Source organism: Oligosphaera ethanolica (assembly GCF_030814695.1).
Classification (GTDB): domain Bacteria; phylum Verrucomicrobiota; class Lentisphaeria; order Oligosphaerales; family Oligosphaeraceae; genus Oligosphaera; species Oligosphaera ethanolica.
The window spans coordinates 597,318-617,861 of record NZ_JAUSVL010000001.1 but is presented as its reverse complement, the minus strand read 5'-3'; the positions used below and the strand labels follow the sequence as shown (position 1 = coordinate 617,861).

Sequence of the window (20,544 nt, the reverse complement as noted above, 5' to 3'; positions counted from 1 at the left end):
TTCCTCCGAGTTGGTCGTCAGCTTAGATCACGGCGTTGAATTTGCAGGCTTCGGCGCAGGCGCCGCATTTGATGCAGAGTGCTTCGTTGATGACGTGCGGTTTTTTGCGTTCGCCGCTGATGGCGCCGACGGGGCATTTGCGGGCGCAGGCGCCGCAGCCGACGCATTTTTTGGCGTCGATGGTGGGCTTGAGCAGATTTTTGCACTGTTTAGCCGGGCAGGTCTTATGGAAGACGTGGGCTTCGTATTCATCGCGGAAGTATTTGAGGGTTGAGAGCACGGGGCTCGGGGCGGTCTTGCCGAGGGCGCAGAGCGAGCCGACGCTGACGGCGTGGGCGAGGTCTTCGAGCAGGGTGAGGGTTTCGGCGGTGGCATTGCCTTCGATGATATCATCGAGCAGTGCGAGCATCTGTTTGGTGCCTTCGCGGCAGAGCACGCATTTGCCGCAGGATTCGTTCTGGGTGAACTGCATGAAGAAGTGGGCGATACGGACCATGCAGGTGTGGTCGTTCATGACGACCAGGCCGCCGGAGCCGACCATCGCGCCGACTTTGCGCAGCGACTCGTAGTCCAAGGGCGTGTCGAGCATTTCAGCGGTGAGGCAGCCACCGGAGGGGCCGCCAATCTGCACGGCCTTGAAGGTGCCGCCGGGGTCGCCGTTGTCGTGGGTGACGCCGCCGCCGACGCTTTCGACCACATGGCGGAGGGTGGTGCCCATGGGCACTTCGATGAGGCCGGTGTTGAGCACGTGGCCGGTGAGAGCGAAGGTCTTGGTGCCGGGGGCCTGTTCGGTGCCGTCGGCGCGGAAGGCCGCGACGCCGTCGCGAATGACCAGCGGGACGGTGGCCAGTGTTTCGACGTTGTTGATGATGGTGGGTTTGCCCCAGAGGCCGGACTGCGCCGGGAACGGCGGTTTGGGCGTGGGCATGCCGCGCTTGCCTTCGATGGAGGCGATCAAGGCGGTTTCTTCGCCGCAGACGAAGGCGCCGGCGCCTTCCATCACATGGAGGGTCAGGCAGTGTTCGGTGCCGAAGATGTTCTTGCCGAGGATGCCCTTGGCCATGGCGTCTTCGACGGCTTTGCGCAGGCGTTTGACGGCCAGGGGATATTCGGTGCGGACGTAGAAGTAGCCTTCGTCGGCGCCGATGGCGCGGGCGGCGATCATCAGGCCTTCGATGACACAGTGGGGGTTGCCTTCCATGAGACTGCGGTCCATAAAGGCTCCGGGATCGCCCTCGTCACCATTGCAGATGACGAATTTTTTCGGTCCGGGCTGAATGCGGGCCATTTCCCATTTGCGGCCGGTGGGGAAGCCCCCGCCGCCGCGGCCGCGGAGGCCGGATTCGAGCATTTGCTTGCAGACCTCGGCGGGGGTCATGTCGCAGAACGCCTTGCGGGCGGCATCGTAGCCGTTTTCCTTGAGGTATTCGGGGAGGCTTTCGGGGTCGATCAGGCCGCAGTTGGCCAGGACGGTACGTTTTTGGCGGGTGTAGAAGGGAATATCGTCGGTGCCGTGGCAGTGTTTGCCGGTGCTTTTGTCGAGGTAGAGATATTTTTCGAGGATATTGCCTTTGACGAGCGTTTCGGCGACGATTTCGGGCACGTCGACGGCTTGGACCTTGCAGTAGAGGATATTTTGGGGCAGGATGGTGACCAGCGGTCCCATTTGGCAGAAGCCCTGGCAGCCGCTTTTGGTGAGGTGCAGGCCCTGCTGGTCGCCGTCGAGGGGGGTGCGGTGATCGGGGGTGTCGATGAGATGGATGCCGGCCTTGGTCATTTCGTCTTGGAAGGCCTTGTAGACTTCGAGAGAGCCGTTGGCCACGCAGCCGGTGCCGGCGCAGATGATGACGCGGTGGCCCAGGTCTTTGCTCAGTTCGCTGATGTTGCTCATTATTTTCATGCCTCCGCGTTGATCAGTTCTTCCACCAGGGCGACAGCTTTTTCAGGGGTAACCTGACCGTGCACCTTGTCGTCAATGACGACTGCCGGGGCCAGCCCGCAGGCACCCAGGCAGGACACGGTTTCGACGGTGAAGAGCAGGTCCGGGGTGGACTGCTGTTTGCCAGTAAGACCGAGGCGCTTGCGGATGGCGTCAAGCAGTGCGGTGGAGCCTTTGACGTGGCAGGCCGTGCCATCGCAGAGACGGATGATGTGCTTGCCCTTGGGAGTCAGGGTAAAATGGGAATAGAAGGTCGCCACGCCGTAGACCTTGGCTGGCGGCAGATTCAGCGACGTTGCCACCAGGGTGAGGATTTCCTCGGGCAGGTAGCGGTATTCTTCCTGTACAGCTTGGAGGATGGGAATCAGCTTGGCCGGGTCGCGATCGTAGCGGTCAAGGATTTCACAGACCTTGCCAAACTGCGTCGCGCTGGAGAGTTCTTTTTCCATTGTTCTGCAATCCTTTGCTTAGCGTGAAGACATTGGGGGGGGACGATATCGGGAAAGACAAAATTGGCACTGAGGATTATTAGTCGTCGTGTTGTTTGAGTTCGGCGAAGCGAGTCAGCAGCACGGCGATGGACGAAGCCAAGTCGACATTTTCAACGATGATGCCTTCCGGCACCTGCAGGTGCGTCTGCGTGAAGTTCCAAATGGCGCGCATGCCGCTGTTGACCATCAGTTCGGCGACGCTTTGGGCGGCGGCGGCCGGGCAGGTGATCACGCCGATGTCGATGTGCATGCGCCGGGCGAGGTCCGGCAACTTGTTCAGCGGCAGGATCATCTTGCCGCGCACTTCCGTTGACAGCTTATCGGGATCAATATCAAAGCCGCAGATGATGTTAAGACCATGGAGGGACGGTTCGAGGTGGCCGAGCAGGGCCCGACCGAGATTGCCGACGCCCACCAGGAAGGCGTCCTGCCGATTGTCCCAACCGATGAGGCGCTCTATCGCCTGGGTCAACAGCCCGATCTCGTAACCGACTTTCGGGCGGCCGCTGACGCCGGTGTAGGCCAAGTCCTTGCGTACCAGGCTGGATTCCATCTTCAGATAGTCCGCCAAGTACGTGCAGGAGACCCAGGTTTCATGCTCCTTGTGCAAGGCGTGCAGGCAACGCAAATACCCCGGAAGACGCCGCAGAGCGGGCTTCGGAATGCATAACGCGGTGTTGTCGTCTCGCTGGCTGGCCATGGCATCCTCAACGCTGAAAGAAAAGCAGGGGGGATGATGAATCAAGAAATTTTTCTTGATTGTAAGATAACTCCTCTCAGCCAGCTTGCAACGCAGGTTATGACAAAATAAGACTTTTTTTCTTGATTAAAACGCGGGAAGGCGGGGAGAAGCCTCGTGGACGGGGTGGACAGCGTGGACAGCGTGGACGGGGTGGACAGCGTGGACAGCGTGGACAGCGTGGACAGCGTGGACAGCGTGGACAGCGTGGACGGGGTGGACAGCGTGGACAGCGTGGACAGCGTGGACAGCGTGGACAGCGTGGACAGCGTGGACAGCGTGGACAGCGTGGACGGGGTGGACAGCGTGGACAGCGTGGACGGGGTGGATAGCGTGGACGGGGTGAAAATTCACGAAAGCCGGGAGTGTTTGTCCCGGCTTTCGTGGGTTGGCCGGCTTTCGTGGTTTGCGTCGTGTCAGTCGGCGTTTTTTATGGCGACGGCTCAGTGGATATTGGCGTGGTATTCCTGGAGGGACATGACGCCGCCGTCGCCGTTGCGGAAGGCGGCGATGCCATAAGCGGCGGCGTTGGCGGCGGCGACGGTGGTGATGTAGGGCACGCCGTGGCGGATGGCGGTCTTGCGGATGTACGAGTCGTCAGTGGCGCTTTCCTTGCCGATGGGGGTATTGATCACCAATTGGATTTCGCCGTTTTTGATGACATCGACGATATTAGGGCGGCCTTCGGTGATCTTGGCGATGGTTTCGGCTTTGACGCCGTGGCCGTTGAGGTATTTGCAGGTGCCATCGGTAGCGAGGATACGGAAGCCGAGTTCGGCGAATTGGCGTGCGGGCGCCAGGACGCCTTCGCGGTCAGCGGGATGGACGGTGATGAGGACGGTTCCGGAGCTGGGCAGCGGCGGTTTGGCGGCCTCTTCGGCCTTATAGAAGGCCAGACCGAAGGATGAGGCCAGGCCGAGTACTTCGCCGGTGGAGCGCATTTCGGGGCCGAGGATCGGGTCGACTTCCGGGAGCATGGCGAAGGGGAAGACGGCTTCTTTGACGCCGAAGTGCGGGAAGTGCTTGAGGGTCAGTTTCATGTCGGCGATTTTGGTTCCCATCATGGCCTGCGTTGCCAGTTTAGCCATGGAGATGCCGCAGACCTTGGAGACCAGGGGGACCGTCCGGGACGCGCGGGGGTTGGCTTCGAGGACGTACACGGTGTCCTGGCAGATGGCGTACTGGATGTTCATGAGGCCGACGACGCCCATTTCGCGGGCGATGCGGGCCGTGTAATCACGGATGGTGGCCAGGTGCGCGGGGGTGATGCTGATGGGCGGGATCACGCAGGCGGAGTCGCCGGAGTGGATGCCGGCCAGCTCGATGTGCTCCATGACGGAGGGCACGAAGGCCTCGTGGCCATCGGCGATGGCGTCGGCCTCGCATTCGAGGGCGTTTTCGAGGAACTTGTCAATGAGGATGGGGCGTTCGGGGGTGACATCGACGGCGGCGGCCATGTACTGGCGGAGGGAGCTGTCGTCCCGGACCACTTCCATGCCGCGGCCACCGAGGACGAATGAGGGGCGGACCATCAGGGGGTAGCCGATGCGGGGGGCGATGGCCATGGCTTCTTCGGTGGTGCTGGCCATGTCGGAGGTCGGCATGGGGATGGCGAGCTTGTCCATCATCTTGCGGAAGAGATCGCGGTCTTCGGCCATGTCGATGACGGCGGGGGGGGTGCCGAGGATGTTGACGCCGTTGCGTTCGAGGTCGGCGGCGAGGTTCAGAGGCGTCTGACCGCCGAACTGGACGATGACGCCGAGGGGCTTTTCCTGCTGGTAGATGCTGAGGACATCTTCGAGAGTCAGCGGTTCGAAGTAGAGCCGGTCGGAGGTATCGTAGTCGGTAGAGACGGTTTCGGGATTACAGTTGACGATGATGGTCTCGTAACCCATTTCGCGCATGGCGAAGGCGGCGTGGACGCAGCAGTAGTCGAATTCAATGCCCTGGCCGATGCGGTTGGGGCCGCCACCAAGGACCATGACTTTCTTGGGATTGCTGGTTACTGCGACCTTGTTTTCGCCGTTGTAGGTCGAGTAGCAGTAATAGGCATTTTCGACGCCGCTGACGGGCACCTTGTCCCAGGCCTGGCAGAGACCGAGGGCCAAGCGTTGCTTGCGGATCACAGCCTCAGGCGTCTTGAGCAATTTGGCCAGATAGAGGTCGGAGAAGCCGTCCTTCTTGGCGCGGACCAGCAGTTCGTCCGGCAGGACTTGATCGCGGTAGGCCAGAATCTGGGTTTCGAGTTCGACGAGCTCCTGCATTTGTTCCAAGAACCACGCTTTGATGTAGGTCTTGGCATTGATGTCAGCGATGGTAGCGCCCTTGCGTAGCGCTTCGTAAATCAGGAAATGGCGGACACTGCTGGGCTCGTTGAGGCGGTCCATGATCTCATCAAGGCTGAGCTGGTTGAAATTTTTGACGAAGCCCAGGCCGGGATTGCCACTTTCCAGTGAGCGGATAGCCTTGAGGAAGGCCTCTTTGTAGGTCTTGCCGATGCTCATGACTTCGCCGACGGCGCGCATCTGGGTGCCGAGTTTGTCCTGCACGCCCTTGAATTTTTCGAAGGCCCAGCGGGCGAATTTGACCACGACGTAGTCGCCGGAGGGGGTGTACTTGTCGAGGCTACCGTCGCGCCAGTAGGGCAGTTCGTCGAGGGTGATGCCGGCGGCGAGCAGCGCCGACACGTAGGCGATGGGGAAGCCGGTGGCCTTGGAGGCCAGTGCCGAGGACCGCGAAGTCCGGGGGTTGATTTCGATGACCACGGTGCGGTCAGTTTTTGGGTTGTGGGCGAATTGGACGTTGGTGCCGCCGATGACGCCGATGCCTTCGACGATACGGTAGGACCATTCCTGCATTTTGGCCTGCAGCTCCTGGCTGATGGTCAGCATGGGCGCCGTGCAGAAGGAATCGCCGGTGTGTACGCCGACGGCGTCGACGTTTTCGATGAAGCAGACGGTGATCATGTGGCCGGTGGTATCGCGGACCACTTCGAGTTCGAGTTCTTCCCAGCCCAGGAGGGATTCTTCGATGAGGATCTGATGGACCATGCTGGCCTGGAGGCCGCGAGCGGCGATAGTGCGCAGTTCATCGACGTTGTAGCAGAAGCCGCCGCCAGTGCCGCCCATGGTGTAGGCCGGGCGGACGACGACGGGGAAGCCGATGTTTTTGGCGACGGCTTCGGCGTCTTCGACGGTGTTGACGGCCTGGCTGCGGGCCATGTCAATGCCGAGGGCGTCCATGGTATTTTTGAAGGCGGTGCGGTCTTCGCCGCGCTCAATGGCGTCGATCTGGACGCCGATGACCTTGACGTTGTATTTCTCGAACACGCCGTTTTTGGCCAGTTCGGAGGCCAGGTTCAGGGCGGACTGGCCGCCGAGGTTGGGCAGGAGGGCGTCGGGCCGTTCTTTATCAATGATTTCTTCCATGCGGGCGACATTGAGGGGCTCGATGTAGGTGGCATCAGCGATGCCGGGGTCGGTCATGATGGTGGCGGGGTTGGAATTGACCAGCACGATGGAGTAGCCAAGGCTGCGCAGGGCCTTGCAGGCCTGGGTGCCGGAGTAGTCGAACTCGCAGGCCTGGCCAATAATAATCGGTCCCGAGCCTATGATCATCACTTTATGAATGTCGTTGCGTTTCGGCATTGCGTTCTCCTCGTGGCTGATGGGCATAAAGAAGGCTGAGAGGGCAATCCCCCTCAGCACTACAGAAATCATTGGCTTGGCTGGTCGGCGGCAGGCGCTGGCGAACTGCGTAGGCCGAGAAAATAATGTATTGGAACGGGTGGAAAAAACAAGGTGTCAGCGCGTTTTTTGTGGAAGAGTTTTCCGTAGGTGACCTGATTTGTCATGACAATAACTGAAAAACGCTGCTTTTTGCTGGTCTGTCTTAGTGTTTGTCGGCGGGGTTAAAAGGGGGTGGCGCCAAGTGGCGGAAGTTGGGGATGCGATGAAGGGTGATGAGATTGGTGTCGTGGCAGTTTTTGGCATCGAGGTCGCCGGAGCGACTGAGCACGAGCATGTCGTCAGCGACGATGAGCAGTGACGCGTAGTGCCGCGACGCGTGTTCGGCGGGGCCGATGGCGACCATGCCGGCGGAGCCCCAGTCGAAGAGGTTCTGGGAGTAGTAGAGTTCGAGTCGGCGGCGTTCGCGGAAAGGCACATTTTTTTTGCTCATGCCGGTGTAGGCCGACTGGGTGGCGATCAGCCAGTACAGTTTGTCCTGCGGGTCGTAGGTGAGCTGGAATTTCATGCCGCCGCCGGGGAAGGGCACGTAGAGGAGGGGCGTGCCATCGGGCTGCTTGACGGTATCGAGGGTGAGGCTGCCGTCGGCCGCTTCGTAGCCTTTGAGGAGAGCGGCGTAGTTGTCGAGCATGCTGTTGAGGCGGAGGAAGAGGAGGACCGTGCGGTCGTCAGGATCGTAGAGCAGGTGGTTCTGATCGTAGATGCGGACGACGTTTGACTCCAGCCAGCAGGTCGGATTGGCGCCGCAGACGTCTTTGCTGCGGGGCGTCAAGGCGAGGAATTCGGCCTTGTTGGAGAATGTCCAGCTTGCCAGTTGGCAGAGATCGTCGTTTTCGCGGGCGGCCATGAGGATGGGGTCGCCGCCGCCCCAGCGGTCTTTGAATGGGCTGTGTTCCATGCTGACATAGACTTTGCCGTGGCGATAGTCGATGCTGCCGGCGCTCTGGTGCCAGTTGAGTGGGCCTTCATTGAGGACGACCGGATTACTCCAGGTTTCGCCGTTGTCGTCGCTACGGGAGATGATGAGCCGGCCGCTGTGGCCGATGCTGTAGAGGGCCTTGCCGGCCTTGAAGATGCGGGCGTGGAGCATGGCCATGGTGGCACTTGGGCGCCAGCTGTGGCCGCGGTCGTCGGAGACGTAGATGTGTAGTTGGTTGGAGCCGTAGTCGCCGATGTCGGTCTTGGGGCCGGGGAGATTTTTGAGGCCGGGGCCGGCGAGGTCGAAGCTAAGGAGCAAGCGGTCAGCGAAGCCCTCGGCGAGGCTGGGGGTGTAGCAGTAGAGGTCCTGAGGCCAGGGCGAGCGGTAGATGATATCTTCGCGGTCACTGATGAGTTGCATGGATGGTTTTTTCTATGCTGGTGGCGGTGGCGGTGATGCCGCTGATTGGTTTTGGGCCAGGTAAAGAAAAGCCCCCAGAGCCGGCCATTGCGGGCAGGTGAGGGGGCTGAAGATCACGTGGTATTTTGCGGGGGAAGAACCGCCATGGGTCATTAGGCTTTCAATTTGCGCTCGAGTTGCGCTATTTCCCGGCGGAAGTCCGGATTGCGTTCCAGTTTGCTTTCGACGGTGCTGATGGCATGGAGTACGGTGGCGTGATTGCGGTTGAATTGCTCGGCGATGGATGGCAGGGACAGCTCCGTCAGGCGGCGGCAGAAGAACATGGCGACCTGACGCGGGAAGGCGATGTTTGCGGGTCGGCGCTTGCTGGTCATGTCGGAGAAACGGATGTCGTAGTAGTCGGCGATGGTCCGTTGGATGTGCTCGATAGTGACCTGGGCGCTGGCTTCCTCGTTGAAAAGCGTGCTGAGGAGGTCCTCGGTGGTTTCAATGGTGATTTTTTTACCGGTGACGGATGAGTAGGACACCAGGTGCACCAGCGCGCCTTCGAGGCGGCGGACGTTTGATTTGAGGCGGGCGGCGAGGTACTGCAGCACGTCTTCGTCGAGTTTGATCTGGTGTTCGTCCTGCTTGCGGTGGAGAATGGCGATGCGGGTTTCCAAGTCCGGCGGCTGAATGTCGGTGATCAAGCCCCATTCGAAGCGCGAAACCAGGCGTTTTTCCAGTCCACCGATCTCATGCGGCGGGCGATCAGATGCCAGGACGATCTGCTTGTGGCCGTTGTAGAGGGCGTTGAAGGTGTGGAAGAACTCTTCCTGCAGGCCTTCCTTACCGCCGAAGAAGTGCACGTCGTCAATCAAGAGCACGTCGACGGTGCGGAAGCGGTTACGGAAGGCCGGAAGAGCCTTGCGGGACAAGGCGTCGATGTACTGATTGCAGAAATCCTCGCTGTAGAGATACTCGACCTTCGCTCGGCGATTGACCTTAAGGACTTCCTGAGCAACGGCTTGGAGGAGGTGAGTCTTGCCTAGGCCAGTGGGGCTGTGGACAAAGAGCGGGTTGTAAGCAGTGCCCGGCGCCGACGCCACGGCCCGGCAGGCGCCGTGGGCGAAACGGTTGTTCTCGCCGACCACGAAGGAGTCGAAGATAAACCGGCCATTGAAGGGCTGACCGTAAGTGCCGCGCTGATCGGCGCCGGCGTTGTGGTGGCCATGGTGCTCAGTGCTCGGCATGACCGACAGCTGCTCGTTTGTTGCCGGCACTGTGCCAGGGCCAGCGGCCACTGGCTCTGGCGCTGCGGCTTCATGGCCACTCTCAAAGACGATCTTAAGTTTGCAGCCGCAACTTTGCAGCATGCATTCGGCAATCAAGTCCTTGTAGTTGGCACTCAGCCACAGATTGAACAGGTCGTTGGACACACCAAGGATGATGTTCTTGGCTTCAATCCGCACGGGGACGATGTTCGCTATCCAGCGCTCATAGGTGTCCGCATTCAATCTTTGGCGCAAGGCAAGGGAGGTTTTCTCCCAAATATCATTGATAGTGCTTACGTCTGACATGGTATCCATATTTCAAGGGTCCAAGGCAAAATGGACCTGTGCAGTCAATTTCTCGTTCTCTCCGGGGTATTTTTGTTCTCGCTAGATAGCTTAATGACCTTGCAGGACTTGGCAAGCCACATTCCCCAAAAATAATCGCCGGTGACAAGGCCAAACGACCTAAGTGGCTGATTTTGCCCATCGATAAAAAAGCAAAGAAAAAAAAGCGGGGCAGAGGCTGGTTGGAAAAGCACAAAATGGGCAAAAAACAAGAGCCGTCTCTCAGTGTCGTCATAACCCTCTGGAGCATCGTGGGGAAACAGCAGATGGGTATTTTTCTACCGAAGAATGCCAATAAAAAAGAAGCTAAAAAATAGTAGTGTCTTTTTGTTTCGCCGGTGTCTCGGTTGTGGCATCGGGGTTGGTGCTGGCGGGCGCCATGGCGTTGTTGTTGGCGGCGGTCCCGTGGTGAGATCAGACACGGCAAGGCCCACCATTGATCAAGAAGCGCTGTTGACGCCTGGCGATCTGGCGGGCCTGCTGGACCGGGTGTTTGTGCGCCCGGTGTTACTTCTTGGCTTTTTTTGTGCCCTTGCTGCCTTTGCCGGCTTTGCCGGCCTTGGCGTTCATTTTTTCGATTTCCTCAGCCACTTCTTCCTCGCCCTTGGCGTAGAATTTTTGTTCGTCGGGTTCGAGTTCATGGAGGAGTCGGAGGAATTCGCCGGCGTGGACGCGTTCTTCGTCGGCGATGTCTTTGAGGACATCGATGGCCAGTTTGTTGTCGGTGGATTCAGCCAGCTGCATATAGAGCTGGATGGCTTCGTACTCGGCGGCGACCATGAAACGAATGGCTCGCACCAGTTCGGCGTGGCTGAGTTTTTTGTCGCTGGCCATTCCTGAGAAGGGTGATCCGAATTCTGGCATAGTGAGTCCTTTCCTGATGAGAGTGACTGTGGAATAACGTGGGTGTCGTTTCGGCGGCGGGGCGTTCGTGCTTGCTACCGCCGACTGCTGAAGACGAAAATAGGCCGGAATCGTGTTTGTGCAAGGTCGTGTGCAACATCGGTAGCCGTGCGGCATGCCGTGCGGCTGAAAAAGAAGGGAGGTTTACTTATTGCTGAGGGTCGAGTCGCTGTCAAGGCCGGTGATGCGCTGGTATTCGGCGAAGGTGATGCCGCCCTTGTCGATGCCGGGCCAGCGGAAGAGTTTGGCTTCGGCGGGGTTTTCGCCGGGTTGGATATAGCGGTTGTTATTGATCTTGAATTCGGCGACGCGGTCATTTGAGAACCAGAGGATGGCGTCTTTGGCGTTGATCATGACGTTGTTTTCGTAGCGGAGGTCGACGATTTTGCATTTCATGCCGTAGGAGAGCAGATGACAGCCGCGGATATCGGGGCGTTGTTCGTGGCTCCAGCCGAAGCCGGAGTCAATGAAAGTGCTGTTTCTGACGATGATGCTCTCGACGGTCATCTCTTCGTGGCTGAGCCATATTTCGTATGCCTGCTCGCAACGGACAGTCTTGTTGTTCTGCCAGACGACATTGACGATGCGGCCGGCGTCGGGCCCCTGGTTGGTCATGGCCGTGTCGTAAACGTCTTCGAAGGTGTTGTGCTCGACGACGATGTTTTTGCAGCTGGACCAGAATTCGACGCCGTTGCCGTAGCGGGTGGGGCGGCCGTTGCGGGTGTAGAGGAGACTACCGCCAATCCAGCGGAAATCGCAGTTGCGGATGACGCAGTCTTCCGGGGCGCCATTGGCGCCGTGGGCGCCAGTGTAGGCGATGGTGAAGCCGTCGACGATGAAGTGCTTGTTTTTGCCGAGGGCGACAATGTTGCGGCGGCGGGCGGCTTCCATGGCCGAGTAGAGCGTGGTCGGCTCTTTTTCCGAGTAGAAATAGACTCGTGAGTCGCTGAGATCGTGGTAGAAATCGCCTTGTTTTTTGAGGCTTTCGGTGTTCCAGCGTTTCCAGGCGGCGATTTGATTGGTCTCGCCGATGGGGGTGAGCACGATATTGCCGACGTCTTGCTTTAGGTCGAGGCCGTGGAGGTCGAAGAGTTCGGCGCCCAGTGGCACAAATTCGAAGGAGCAGCCTTCGGGGATGGCGTCACCGATGAAGAAGGACAGGCGGCCGTCGGCCTTGTTATCCGGGATGGTGGTGGTCATGAGCACCTCGTGCTCCTGCCATTCCGTGCCGATGTCGGTGTTGCGGGCGATGACTTTGCCGTAGTCACCCCATGGTGTGTGCGAGCGCATGAGGGCGATGTTTTTGATGCTGAAGGGCTTGCTAGCGCGGGCGCGGAAACGGAAGCGGATGTTCTGGTCGGGCGCGAGGGGAATGCCGAAATAATTCAGCTGGATATTCGTGGCGACTTTGCCGGGCTTGATGCAGTCGATAGTGAAGACTTTTGGCGGCTCACCATGTTTGGAGGCCGCGAGAGTGGCGCGGGCGTCGCCATCGCAGAAGATATTCCAGTCGCCGGGAGCGAAGGTGGCGTGCGGGCGATAATTATCCCAGCTGTCAGCCTTGGTCGCCCAGATGTTGTTGCCCAGGTCGGTCCAGATGTCGGGCGCGGCCAGGTCGACGCTGGCGTACAGGGCGGGTTTGGGGCCTTCGCCGTAGCTGGTAAAAGTGATGGGCTGGCCGGGCGCGCCGCTTTTGGCTTGGAGAGACTCGCGCCAGATTTCGCCGGCCTTGAAACGGACGACGTCTCCGGGCTTGAGTGCGGTGCTGTTGACCTGCCTGACGCTCTGCCAGGCTTCGGCAGGCGACAAACCAGAATTGCTGTCACGGCCATTGCTGGCATCGACAAAGTACTCGGCGGCGCAGGCGTTGGTGATGGACATGACGACTCCGATGGTTGCAGCTTTGCTCCAATGACTCATGAGAAACGGTCCTTTACGGGGCTGATTTCTGTGTTGATGACGGCCAAATAAAGCAGTGGCGCCTATAGTATTGCAGGTCGTGAGGCGCCAGTGGTTACGCTAAATAACGCCTCGCAACCAAGGCATTATTGGTTACAAGCGGAATTTTGCCGTTGTGGTGCGCGCACCATATTCCGTAATACAACATTTACAGCAGGCAGGACTGACCATGCAGGTGGATTGCAAACGTTTTTTTCTCGGCGCCGTGGATGTTCTGGACGACCCGCGCGGGCTTCTGCCCAGCCGCTTCACGCCGGCCATGCGGGCGTTCTATGGCGATACCGAAGCGCGGGTGATCCGCGCCAACAGCCCCACGGGCGTGCGCATTGCCATGATGACGGACTCACCGAGCGTGCGCATCCGTGTCGCGTACGGCCGGGCGGCGCGGGAAAAGTTTGCATTGTCCATTCGCATTGATGACGACAGCGCCTGGCTCTGCGCGCCGGCGCAGCCGCGCGCGGCGTCTGGTGATTTTCGCATTGGCCTGCCGGCGGGGCGCCACCGGGTGGAGATTGGTCTGCCGCATTTGGTGGAGACCTTCGTGGAGAGTGTCGACATTGTTGACGGTGCACATGCCGAGCCCGTACCGGCGGCCGGCGGCCGCATGCTTTTCGTGGGCGATTCGATCATGCAGGGCATGACGACCGAGGCGCTCTGCCGCAGTTATTTCGACATCGTGGCCCGTGGTTTGTCCTGTGACTACGTCAATATCAGCGTCGGCGGCGCCACGGCGGTGGCTGGCTTGGGAGAATGCCTGAGTGGCTACAGCGACTGGGACATGGCGCTGGTCTCCTTTGGGACCAACGACTGTTCCCAAAACCGTCCGTTGGCGGAGTATGTGGCCGGCCTAGCCGCCATCTTCGGCGCACTGCATCGCCACGGCCGCGGCAAACTCTGCCTGTTGACGACGGTGCCGCGTCCGGCTCAGGAGGGCAAACCGAACGCCATTGGCCTGACTCTCGATGACTACCGCCAGGTCGCCAAGGCGCTCCAAGGTCAGTTCCCCGCGCTGATAGTCCTGGACGGCCCGGCCGTGCTGCCCGCCGAGGAACGCCTGCTGGCCGACGGCATTCACCCCAATGACGCCGGGTCGGCCGTCATGGCACGGAACATCCTCGCGGCATTGGCGGTGGCGCGGGAGGCACAGCAGGCGTAAGCAATGCGCAATGACGGTCTTTTTATCGCGGACGGATCGTATTGCTGATCGGTCTTTGGTCGCGTGTTCAGCACTCAAAGTTACAGCAGTCCGGTGTTGGTTGCTCTGACCTTGTGTTCATGTGGCGCCCTCCGGGCGCTGGCCTTTTATGTTTCTTCCACCCTGGGTTGCGGCGCCCTTCGGGCACCTCACCCAGGGTTATGCATGGTGCGGCCCTCTGGGCCGAATCTGGCTGATCGGTCCGCGAAATAAGGCAAGAGACAGCTGATCGGTCTGATCGGACGGATCGTAAATTCGGTTGGCTGGCGGTTGTAAATGCGAGCTTGCGGGGTAGCTTTTCGACCATTGTTTTTGTTTTCTGGTGATCATTTTTGTTTGTGTTACCCGGCACTATTTGTCGGGTTTAGGAGAACATTCTAGGAGTATTATCATGTTGAATCTAAAACTGGATTTCACGGGCAAAGTGGCCATCGTCACGGGTGCGGCATCGGGCATGGGCCTGTTAACGGCGCAGAATCTGGCTGTTGGCGGTGCCAAGGTGGTGTTGACGGACGTCAATAACGAGGCACTGCAGGCGGCGGTGGCGGGCATCTGCGCCAAGGGTGGCGAGGCGGTTGGCCAGCTGGTCGACGTGCGTGACTACAGCCAAGTCGAGGCCGCCGCGACGTTCACCGTCGAGCACTACGGCCGCATCGACATCCTCATCAACTGTGCCGGTGGTTTTGCCGGGCGCATCTTCCAGCGCAAAGAGAGTTTCAAGGACATGCCGTTGGAGGTGCTAGACTGGGGTATGGATGTCAATTTCAAGGGCCCGATCTATTTTTGCCGGGCGGTGCTCAATCAGATGTTTGCGCAAAAGAGCGGCGTGATCATCAATCTTGGGTCGGTGGACGGCGTCACCGGCAGCAGTTCCATGGAATACAGTGCGGCGAAGGGCGGGATGATCAGCCTGACCAAGTCGCTGGCAGTCTATGCTTCACCCTACGGCGTGCGCGCCTGCTGCGTGTCGCCAGGGCCGGTGTTGACTCGCGCCAGCATGGCGAATATGCCTACGCGCCTTGGCCGCGCTGCCGAGCCACAGGAACTCGTCGACATGATTGTCTTCCTCTGCTCGGACAAGGCGGCATTTACCACCGGCAGCAACTTTGTGGTTGACGGCGGTCGCAGCAGCGGCGGCTATAAGGCGTAGACCGCTTACAGTCTGATGTCGTCAGAATTGGAAGCCGACGCGCCGCGCAGCACGTCGGTTCCCGGCTGGATCGGCAGCGGCACGCGCCAGCGCCACTCGGCTCGAAACAATCAGTGAAGGAGAATTTCCTTGATGAAGATTGGACTGCTCAGTATCTGCACGCTGGCGCTGCCCTTGGTGGTGTTGGCTGCTGAATTTCATGTTGCCAGTACGGGTAACGACGCTAACGCCGGGAGCGCTGACCAGCCCTTTGCCACGCTGGCGGCCGCGCGTGACGCTGCGCGGCAGGCGCCGGCGGGGCCGCATCGCATCGTCGTTCACACCGGCGATTATTTCCTGGATGAGCCGCTGGTCCTCGACGCGCGCGACAAGGGCCTGAGCATCGTCGGTGAAGATCGTGACGCGGTGCGCATTTTCGGTGGCCGGAAGCTGACGGGCTGGACGCGGGATGGCGAGCATTTCTGGCAGGTGCCCCTGCCGGGCGTGAAGGAACGCGAGTGGGACTTTCGCGCCTTGCTGGTAAATGGCCGTCTGGCGACCAAGGCGACATGGCCGAACAGCACGGACACGCTTGAACATCTGGGCCAGTGGGACTTGCCGCTGTTGCCGATGCTCGCCGGGTTCTGGGCCCGCCAGCCGACCCGCGAGGAACTTACGGTCATGCCCTACAAAGAGGGCGATGTCCCAGCTGATATCGACGTCAACAACGCCGAAGTGCGGCTTTATCACATGTGGGCCGAGTCGTTGGTTGGCGTGGAAAGCCACGATATAGAGAAGCGCGTGCTGGTGATGTCATCGCCGGCGGTGTGGCCGATGGGTGCCTGCAATCGCCGCAAGTACGTTATATACAATATACGTGAGGGCATGACCGAGCCGGGGCAGTGGTATCTTGACCGCAGCAACGGCCGACTCGTGTACTGGCCGCTGCCGGACGAGGACATGGCCAGCATCGAGGTCATTGCGCCACTGATGGACCGCATCGTCGTCGTCGAGGGCGACAAGGATCAGCCGGTCAAGGACGTGACGCTGCAGAATCTGAGCATTCATTGCAGCTCCAGCGCGCTCAAATCGCCGGGTTTTGGCTCGTCGGACCTTGATGGCGCCGTGGAACTGCGCTACGCACATGATTGCGTGCTGGACAAGCTGCGCGTGACTCAAGTCGGCGGCCTTGGCGTGTCGGTGAGAAACAGCCGTGGCGGCGCTTTGCGCGATAGCGAGGTGGGGCAGACTGGCGCCTGTGGCGTTAGGATTGGTGCCAATGGCATGAGGGTGGAAAACAACCACATCCACCACCTTGGGCAGTACTATCCAGGCGCGGCCGGGCTGCTCATGGGCGGCGACGGCATCGAACTCGTGCGCAACGTGATCCACGACGTGCCGTATTCGGGCGTCATCGGTGGCGGCGGCAAAGAGTGCCTCATTGAGGACAATCTGGTGTACCACGCCATGATGGTCATGCATGACGGCGCGGCCATCTACGGCAATCTTCGCCAGAGTGTCATCCGTGGCAATGTGGTGCGGGATATCCGGCCGAATGGCGCGGGCTTTGGCGCCTCGGGCTATTATCTGGACGAGGGGTCTTACGACTGCGTCATTGAAAACAACGTGTCGTACAATGTCGCCCGGCCGACGCATAACCACATCACGCGCGGGACGATCGTGCGCAACAACGTCTTCATCTCCGAGGAGGACATGACGGTGTCCTTTCAGCGTTCGGAAAACATGACTTTCAGCGGCAACACGCTCTACGTCAAGGGCACATTGCGCGTGGCGGACCGCAATGCCGCGAAAGTCTGGGAAGACAACCGCATTTTCAGCGGCGACGGCAAGGACGGCTTCCGCATCGAGTCGTGGGTGCCGCTGACGCCGCCGGAAGCGCCCAAGGACCGTCCGGTCTATGCCAAGGCCATGAGCGCACCGGCTCTTGACGCTTCTGTGACGGCCGAAGAATGGCCGGTGCCGGCCATTACTCTTGACCGCGACGACACGTCCTTTGTGCCGGGCGGGCCGCCGAGCCGCGCCCAGGTTGGTTTCGACGCCACCAATCTCTATGTGAACCTGCAGGTGAGTCGCTTCCGCGGCACGGCCATCAGCGAAGGCGACGCGTGGGAGAAAGACGACGGCGCGGAAATTGTCATCCAGGGGCAGATGCCAGATGGGCGCGCAGTGCTGCTGCGCATTCGCGGCTTCGCCGGCGGGGCGGTCAGTTGCGTTGCGGACGACAGCGCTGGCGCTGCCATGGCTAAGGCCCTGCAGCGTGGCGTGGTCTTCAGCGGCAAGGTGAGTCGTACCAGCTGGGGCGCGGCCATGGGCTGGAAGGGCGAATGGGCCATACCCTTCGCGGCATTGGGCATCAGCCCGGACATCGGCCGCGAACTGCCGTTCAATATCCGTTTATTTATATCGGAAACCGGCGAGTGGCGCGGCTGGGAAGCGCAGATGGGCAGTCTGAAATTCGTGGAGTGACGCCGGCGGTAGTGGTGGAGGGACAGAACCAAGATCGGAGCAAGAAAAACATATGGCCAAGAACGTCCTTTTCATTACCTCTGACCAGCAGCACTGGTGCACGCTGGGTTATCTGAACCCAGAAGTATACACGCCCAACCTCGACCGCCTGGCGGCGCGGGGGACGAATTTCAGCCGGGCCTACACGGTCAATCCGACTTGCACGCCGACGCGTTGCAGTTGGCTCACAGGCAACTACCCCAGCCAGCATGGCGCCTACAGCCTGGGCACCAAGCTGGCGGAAGACACGCCGACGGCGAATGACGAGTACCGCGAGGCGAATGTCCGCACGGCACTGGTGGGCAAGGCCCATTTCCAGCCGCTGGTGACGACGCCGGAGTTCCCGTCGCTGGAAGCCTACCCCGTTCTGCATGACATGGAATTCTGGCGGAACTACCAGGGCCGTTTTTACGGTTTTGACCACGTGGAGCTGGCGCGCAATCACACTGACGAGAGCCACGTCGGCCAGCATTACGCCCTGTGGATGGAAGAGAAGGGCTACGCGAACTGGCGGGAGTACTTCCTGCCTAACGACCCGCATCGCTGTCTGCCTGGTGATCGCTACACCAGTTCGGAGCATGCGCAGCGCCAGGCCGGCCAGGCGTGGGAGATACCCGAGGAAATCCATTACGACGCGTGGATCGCCGAGCGGACCAACGCGCTGATGGACGGCTTTCACGCCAAGGGCGAGCGTTTCTTCCTCTGGGCGAGCTTTTTCGATCCGCATCCGCAGTACATGGTGCCCGAGCCCTACGCGAGTATGTACGATCCGGCGAAAGTCACGGTGCCCGAGTTCACGCCCGGCGAGTTTGCTGACAAGCCGCCGCATTTCGCCCTGACGCAGCAGCTGAAACCCGACTTTTCGGCCTATCGCACGGACGAGGGCTGCAACGTCCTCCACGGCGCCGGGTCGCATCTGCTCAGCCGGGAGGTCAAGGCCAAACACATCGCCACCATGTACGGCATGGTCACCATGATGGACGCTTACATCGGCAAGATCCTCGACCACCTTGACGAACTCGGGCTTACCGACGACACGCTGGTAGTGTTTACTTCCGACCACGGTGATTTCTGGGGACAGCACGGCTTGACCATGAAAGCGCTGCATCACTACGAGGACCTCCTGCGCGTGCCGCTGATTGTCGCTCTGCCTGGGGTGATTCCGGCTGGCAAGGACTGCGCTGACCTGCAGTGCACGGTGGACCTGGCGCCGACCATGCTGGGCTTCATGGGGCTGGACATTCCGCGCTACATGACTGGCCGCGATCAGGGCCGCAACTGGTGCGGCGACCACGCGGCCGCACGGCGGCATGTCGTGGTGGAAAATCACCACAATCCTACCACTTTTCACCTCCGCAGCTTGATTACTGACCGCTATAAGATCACCGTGTATCGCAATGCGGACCACGGCGAGCTCTTCGATCTTCAGGCCGACCCGGGCGAAATCGTCAATCTCTGGGACCACGCCGACTCTCGGGACCTCAAAATGCGCCTGCTGCTCGAATTCATGCAGGCCGACATGGAAATCGAAGCGATGCCCATGCCGCGTATCGCTCCGGCATAGTCGGCGTCACGCCAGTCGGCGGGCAGTTCGGGCGGGTCGTTCTCAGTCAGCACGGGAGATCGTTAGATGCAGGGCCAAAAGCGGGCGCTGGGCTTGTCTGTGACGTTGGTCACAGTTTGATCCAGGCGACGAGTACGGCGTCGGCGCCATTGCAGCCGTATTCGTAGACGGCGAGCTGCTCATCATCGGCGGCGACGCCGTAGCAGCGCTCGTTGTCCGTTCGTTCCACCTGGGTGGCGCTGTAGGACTTGCTGTCGTCGAGGATTTTCGCCGTCTGGCCATTGGGCAGGCGGCATGCCAAGTTGATGTAGCTGCCGGGCAGAGCATTGAGGGCCTGCACCGTCGTCAGCTCCGGGATGCCGAGAGTATGCAGTCGCCGCAGAATTTTCTCGCTGTCGTGCATGATCGTGTCGCTCCTCTGGATGGCGTAACATTCATGGTGGGCGGTGTGGTCCGCTTTTCGGGCAGTACTGTAGCGTGTCCAGCGGCGTGTGACACATGGTCCGGGCCGGGTGCCGCTGGCGACTAGTAATCGGTCAGTGTACACCCCGGCGCTTCGCTGGGACAATTTGCAGCAAACCCACGGCCCGCCGCCGCCCAGCCATCCGACCTTGATTTCCGCCGACCTTTGCCCAAAAAATGAACGTTTTTGGGGTGGTGGTGAACCATACATATGGGAGGCTAACCAGGCAGCGGGTTTCACAGGAGTGATTGATGCCAGCCGGCCCTGCGGCCTTTTGTTTTCAGCGCCAAAGGCGCGGCCTAAGATAGCCCAGGGCAAGCGCCCGCAGGGCGCGCCGCCCTGGGTAGAGCCCCCCACCCGAAAAGAGCCATGAAAGGGCGACCTAAAAGACCTGCGATGAAGGGTCACAGCGCAAAATTGCCGCAGCAATCAATGAGTTCCATTGCCTCTTTGGCTTCAGTCAGCTTCGCCGACTGAAGCCAAAGAGGCTGAGGAACACGGACCAATATGGCGCGCTACCCAGGGCGTCGCTCCGCCTTCGGCGTCGCTTGCCCTGGGCTATCTTAGTTCGCGCTTTCAGCGCTTCTGCCGCTTCGCGGCGGAAATGCACGACGAGAAAAGGCTGCTTGGTTGAAACAACTCGCGCCAGGGAAATCGTTAAGTGAAGATCATCGGACGGATCGGACGGATCGGACGGATCGGACGGATCGGACGGATCGGACGGATCGTCGATTTGATCGGTCTGATCGGTCTGATCGGTCTGATCGGTCTGATCGGTCTGATCGGACGGATCGGTCTGATCGGACGGATCGGACGGATCGGACGGATCGTCGATTTGATCGGTCTGATCGGTCTGATTATTTTATGCTATGCCGGCAGAATGGCGTCGCCGATGCTAAATTCATCCACTGCGTTGTTACTTGATGGAAAAGACTGAGGACGTTGCGCTCTGT

General features: G+C 60.1%; 16 protein-coding genes. 7 read left to right on the top strand and 9 right to left on the bottom strand.

Annotated features, from left to right (window positions below; all coding sequences use genetic code 11):
- Positions 1-22 precede the first annotated feature (22 nt).
- The 3 genes from J3R75_RS02155 to J3R75_RS02145 all read right to left on the bottom strand — a co-directional run bounded on the left by J3R75_RS02155 (position 23) and on the right by J3R75_RS02145 (position 3,175).
- Entirely contained in the window at positions 23-1,891 is a 1,869-nt protein-coding gene (locus tag J3R75_RS02155; protein WP_307259669.1) for an NADH-ubiquinone oxidoreductase-F iron-sulfur binding region domain-containing protein, read from the bottom strand.
- A gap of 5 nt (positions 1,892-1,896) precedes the next feature.
- Entirely contained in the window at positions 1,897-2,388 is a 492-nt protein-coding gene (gene nuoE, locus J3R75_RS02150; RefSeq protein ID WP_307259668.1) for an NADH-quinone oxidoreductase subunit NuoE, read from the bottom strand.
- Between the two features lie 79 nt (positions 2,389-2,467).
- Positions 2,468-3,175, bottom strand: coding sequence for a redox-sensing transcriptional repressor Rex (locus J3R75_RS02145; protein WP_307259666.1), 708 nt, complete (start codon positions 3,173-3,175; stop codon positions 2,468-2,470).
- 111 nt (positions 3,176-3,286) lie between these two features.
- On the opposite strand from J3R75_RS02145, the gene J3R75_RS19965 reads away from it, so the two are divergent.
- Positions 3,287-3,688, top strand: coding sequence for a hypothetical protein (locus J3R75_RS19965; protein WP_307259665.1), 402 nt, complete (start codon positions 3,287-3,289; stop codon positions 3,686-3,688).
- Here the strand turns inward: J3R75_RS19965 and carB are convergent.
- The 3 genes from carB to dnaA form a co-directional block, all read right to left on the bottom strand.
- Positions 3,613-6,816, bottom strand: coding sequence for a carbamoyl-phosphate synthase large subunit (gene carB / locus J3R75_RS02135; protein WP_307259664.1), 3,204 nt, complete (start codon positions 6,814-6,816; stop codon positions 3,613-3,615). The genes J3R75_RS19965 and carB overlap by 76 nt on opposite strands.
- A 244-nt stretch (positions 6,817-7,060) precedes the next feature.
- Positions 7,061-8,254 carry a sialidase family protein gene (locus J3R75_RS02130; RefSeq protein ID WP_307259663.1) on the bottom strand — a complete coding sequence of 398 codons (1,194 nt, stop codon included), beginning with the start codon at positions 8,252-8,254 and terminating at the stop codon, positions 7,061-7,063.
- Between the two features lie 152 nt (positions 8,255-8,406).
- Positions 8,407-9,822 carry a chromosomal replication initiator protein DnaA gene (dnaA, locus tag J3R75_RS02125; protein WP_307259662.1) on the bottom strand — a complete coding sequence of 472 codons (1,416 nt, stop codon included), beginning with the start codon at positions 9,820-9,822 and terminating at the stop codon, positions 8,407-8,409.
- A 164-nt stretch (positions 9,823-9,986) separates the two neighbouring features.
- Here dnaA and J3R75_RS02120 point away from each other — a divergent pair, with 164 nt between their 5' ends.
- Complete coding sequence (locus J3R75_RS02120; RefSeq protein WP_307259661.1) at positions 9,987-10,169, top strand: hypothetical protein; 183 nt, start codon at positions 9,987-9,989, stop codon at positions 10,167-10,169.
- A 190-nt stretch (positions 10,170-10,359) separates the two neighbouring features.
- Here J3R75_RS02120 and encB read toward each other — a convergent pair whose 3' ends face one another.
- Together encB and J3R75_RS02110 are read right to left on the bottom strand one after the other, a co-directional pair.
- The gene (gene encB / locus J3R75_RS02115; RefSeq protein ID WP_307259660.1) at positions 10,360-10,716 is read right to left on the bottom strand and encodes an encapsulin nanocompartment ferritin-likeEncB family encapsulin nanocompartment ferritin-like cargo protein cargo protein; all 357 of its coding nucleotides are present in this window, start codon (positions 10,714-10,716) and stop codon (positions 10,360-10,362) included.
- A 183-nt stretch (positions 10,717-10,899) separates the two neighbouring features.
- A complete protein-coding gene (locus J3R75_RS02110) occupies positions 10,900-12,675 on the bottom strand; it encodes a hypothetical protein (protein ID WP_307259659.1) in 1,776 nt (591 codons plus the stop codon).
- Positions 12,676-12,883: 208 nt separating this feature from the next.
- On the opposite strand from J3R75_RS02110, the gene J3R75_RS02105 reads away from it, so the two are divergent.
- The 4 genes from J3R75_RS02105 to J3R75_RS02090 all read left to right on the top strand — a co-directional run bounded on the left by J3R75_RS02105 (position 12,884) and on the right by J3R75_RS02090 (position 19,128).
- Positions 12,884-13,870, top strand: coding sequence for an SGNH/GDSL hydrolase family protein (locus J3R75_RS02105; RefSeq protein ID WP_307259658.1), 987 nt, complete (start codon positions 12,884-12,886; stop codon positions 13,868-13,870).
- A 430-nt stretch (positions 13,871-14,300) separates the two neighbouring features.
- Positions 14,301-15,059 carry an SDR family NAD(P)-dependent oxidoreductase gene (locus tag J3R75_RS02100; RefSeq protein ID WP_307259657.1) on the top strand — a complete coding sequence of 253 codons (759 nt, stop codon included), beginning with the start codon at positions 14,301-14,303 and terminating at the stop codon, positions 15,057-15,059.
- A gap of 132 nt (positions 15,060-15,191) precedes the next feature.
- The gene (locus tag J3R75_RS02095) at positions 15,192-17,525 is read left to right on the top strand and encodes a right-handed parallel beta-helix repeat-containing protein (RefSeq protein ID WP_307259655.1); all 2,334 of its coding nucleotides are present in this window, start codon (positions 15,192-15,194) and stop codon (positions 17,523-17,525) included.
- Positions 17,526-17,577: 52 nt separating this feature from the next.
- Entirely contained in the window at positions 17,578-19,128 is a 1,551-nt protein-coding gene (locus J3R75_RS02090) for a sulfatase-like hydrolase/transferase (RefSeq protein WP_307259654.1), read from the top strand.
- A gap of 109 nt (positions 19,129-19,237) precedes the next feature.
- Here J3R75_RS02090 and J3R75_RS02085 read toward each other — a convergent pair whose 3' ends face one another.
- A complete protein-coding gene (locus J3R75_RS02085; RefSeq protein WP_307259653.1) occupies positions 19,238-19,531 on the bottom strand; it encodes a hypothetical protein in 294 nt (97 codons plus the stop codon).
- 721 nt (positions 19,532-20,252) lie between these two features.
- Between J3R75_RS02085 and J3R75_RS02080 the strand changes: the two genes are divergently transcribed.
- Positions 20,253-20,528, top strand: a complete 276-nt coding sequence (locus J3R75_RS02080; protein WP_307259651.1) for a hypothetical protein — start codon at positions 20,253-20,255, stop codon at positions 20,526-20,528.
- Positions 20,529-20,544: the final 16 nt, after the last annotated feature.

What these genes read in the sequence shown, in the direction of transcription:
- J3R75_RS02100 (WP_307259657.1), top strand. Translation starts at nt 14,301, where the DNA reads ATGTTGAATCTAAAACTGGATTTCACGGGCAAAGTGGCCATCGTCACG.
- carB (WP_307259664.1), bottom strand. Translation starts at nt 6,816, where the DNA reads ATGCCGAAACGCAACGACATTCATAAAGTGATGATCATAGGCTCGGGA.
- dnaA (WP_307259662.1), bottom strand. Translation starts at nt 9,822, where the DNA reads ATGGATACCATGTCAGACGTAAGCACTATCAATGATATTTGGGAGAAA.
- J3R75_RS02130 (WP_307259663.1), bottom strand. Translation starts at nt 8,254, where the DNA reads ATGCAACTCATCAGTGACCGCGAAGATATCATCTACCGCTCGCCCTGG.
- J3R75_RS02095 (WP_307259655.1), top strand. Translation starts at nt 15,192, where the DNA reads ATGAAGATTGGACTGCTCAGTATCTGCACGCTGGCGCTGCCCTTGGTG.
- encB (WP_307259660.1), bottom strand. Translation starts at nt 10,716, where the DNA reads ATGCCAGAATTCGGATCACCCTTCTCAGGAATGGCCAGCGACAAAAAA.
- J3R75_RS02155 (WP_307259669.1), bottom strand. Translation starts at nt 1,891, where the DNA reads ATGAGCAACATCAGCGAACTGAGCAAAGACCTGGGCCACCGCGTCATC.
- nuoE (WP_307259668.1), bottom strand. Translation starts at nt 2,388, where the DNA reads ATGGAAAAAGAACTCTCCAGCGCGACGCAGTTTGGCAAGGTCTGTGAA.
- J3R75_RS02105 (WP_307259658.1), top strand. Translation starts at nt 12,884, where the DNA reads ATGCAGGTGGATTGCAAACGTTTTTTTCTCGGCGCCGTGGATGTTCTG.
- J3R75_RS02085 (WP_307259653.1), bottom strand. Translation starts at nt 19,531, where the DNA reads ATGCACGACAGCGAGAAAATTCTGCGGCGACTGCATACTCTCGGCATC.
- J3R75_RS02110 (WP_307259659.1), bottom strand. Translation starts at nt 12,675, where the DNA reads ATGAGTCATTGGAGCAAAGCTGCAACCATCGGAGTCGTCATGTCCATC.
- J3R75_RS02090 (WP_307259654.1), top strand. Translation starts at nt 17,578, where the DNA reads ATGGCCAAGAACGTCCTTTTCATTACCTCTGACCAGCAGCACTGGTGC.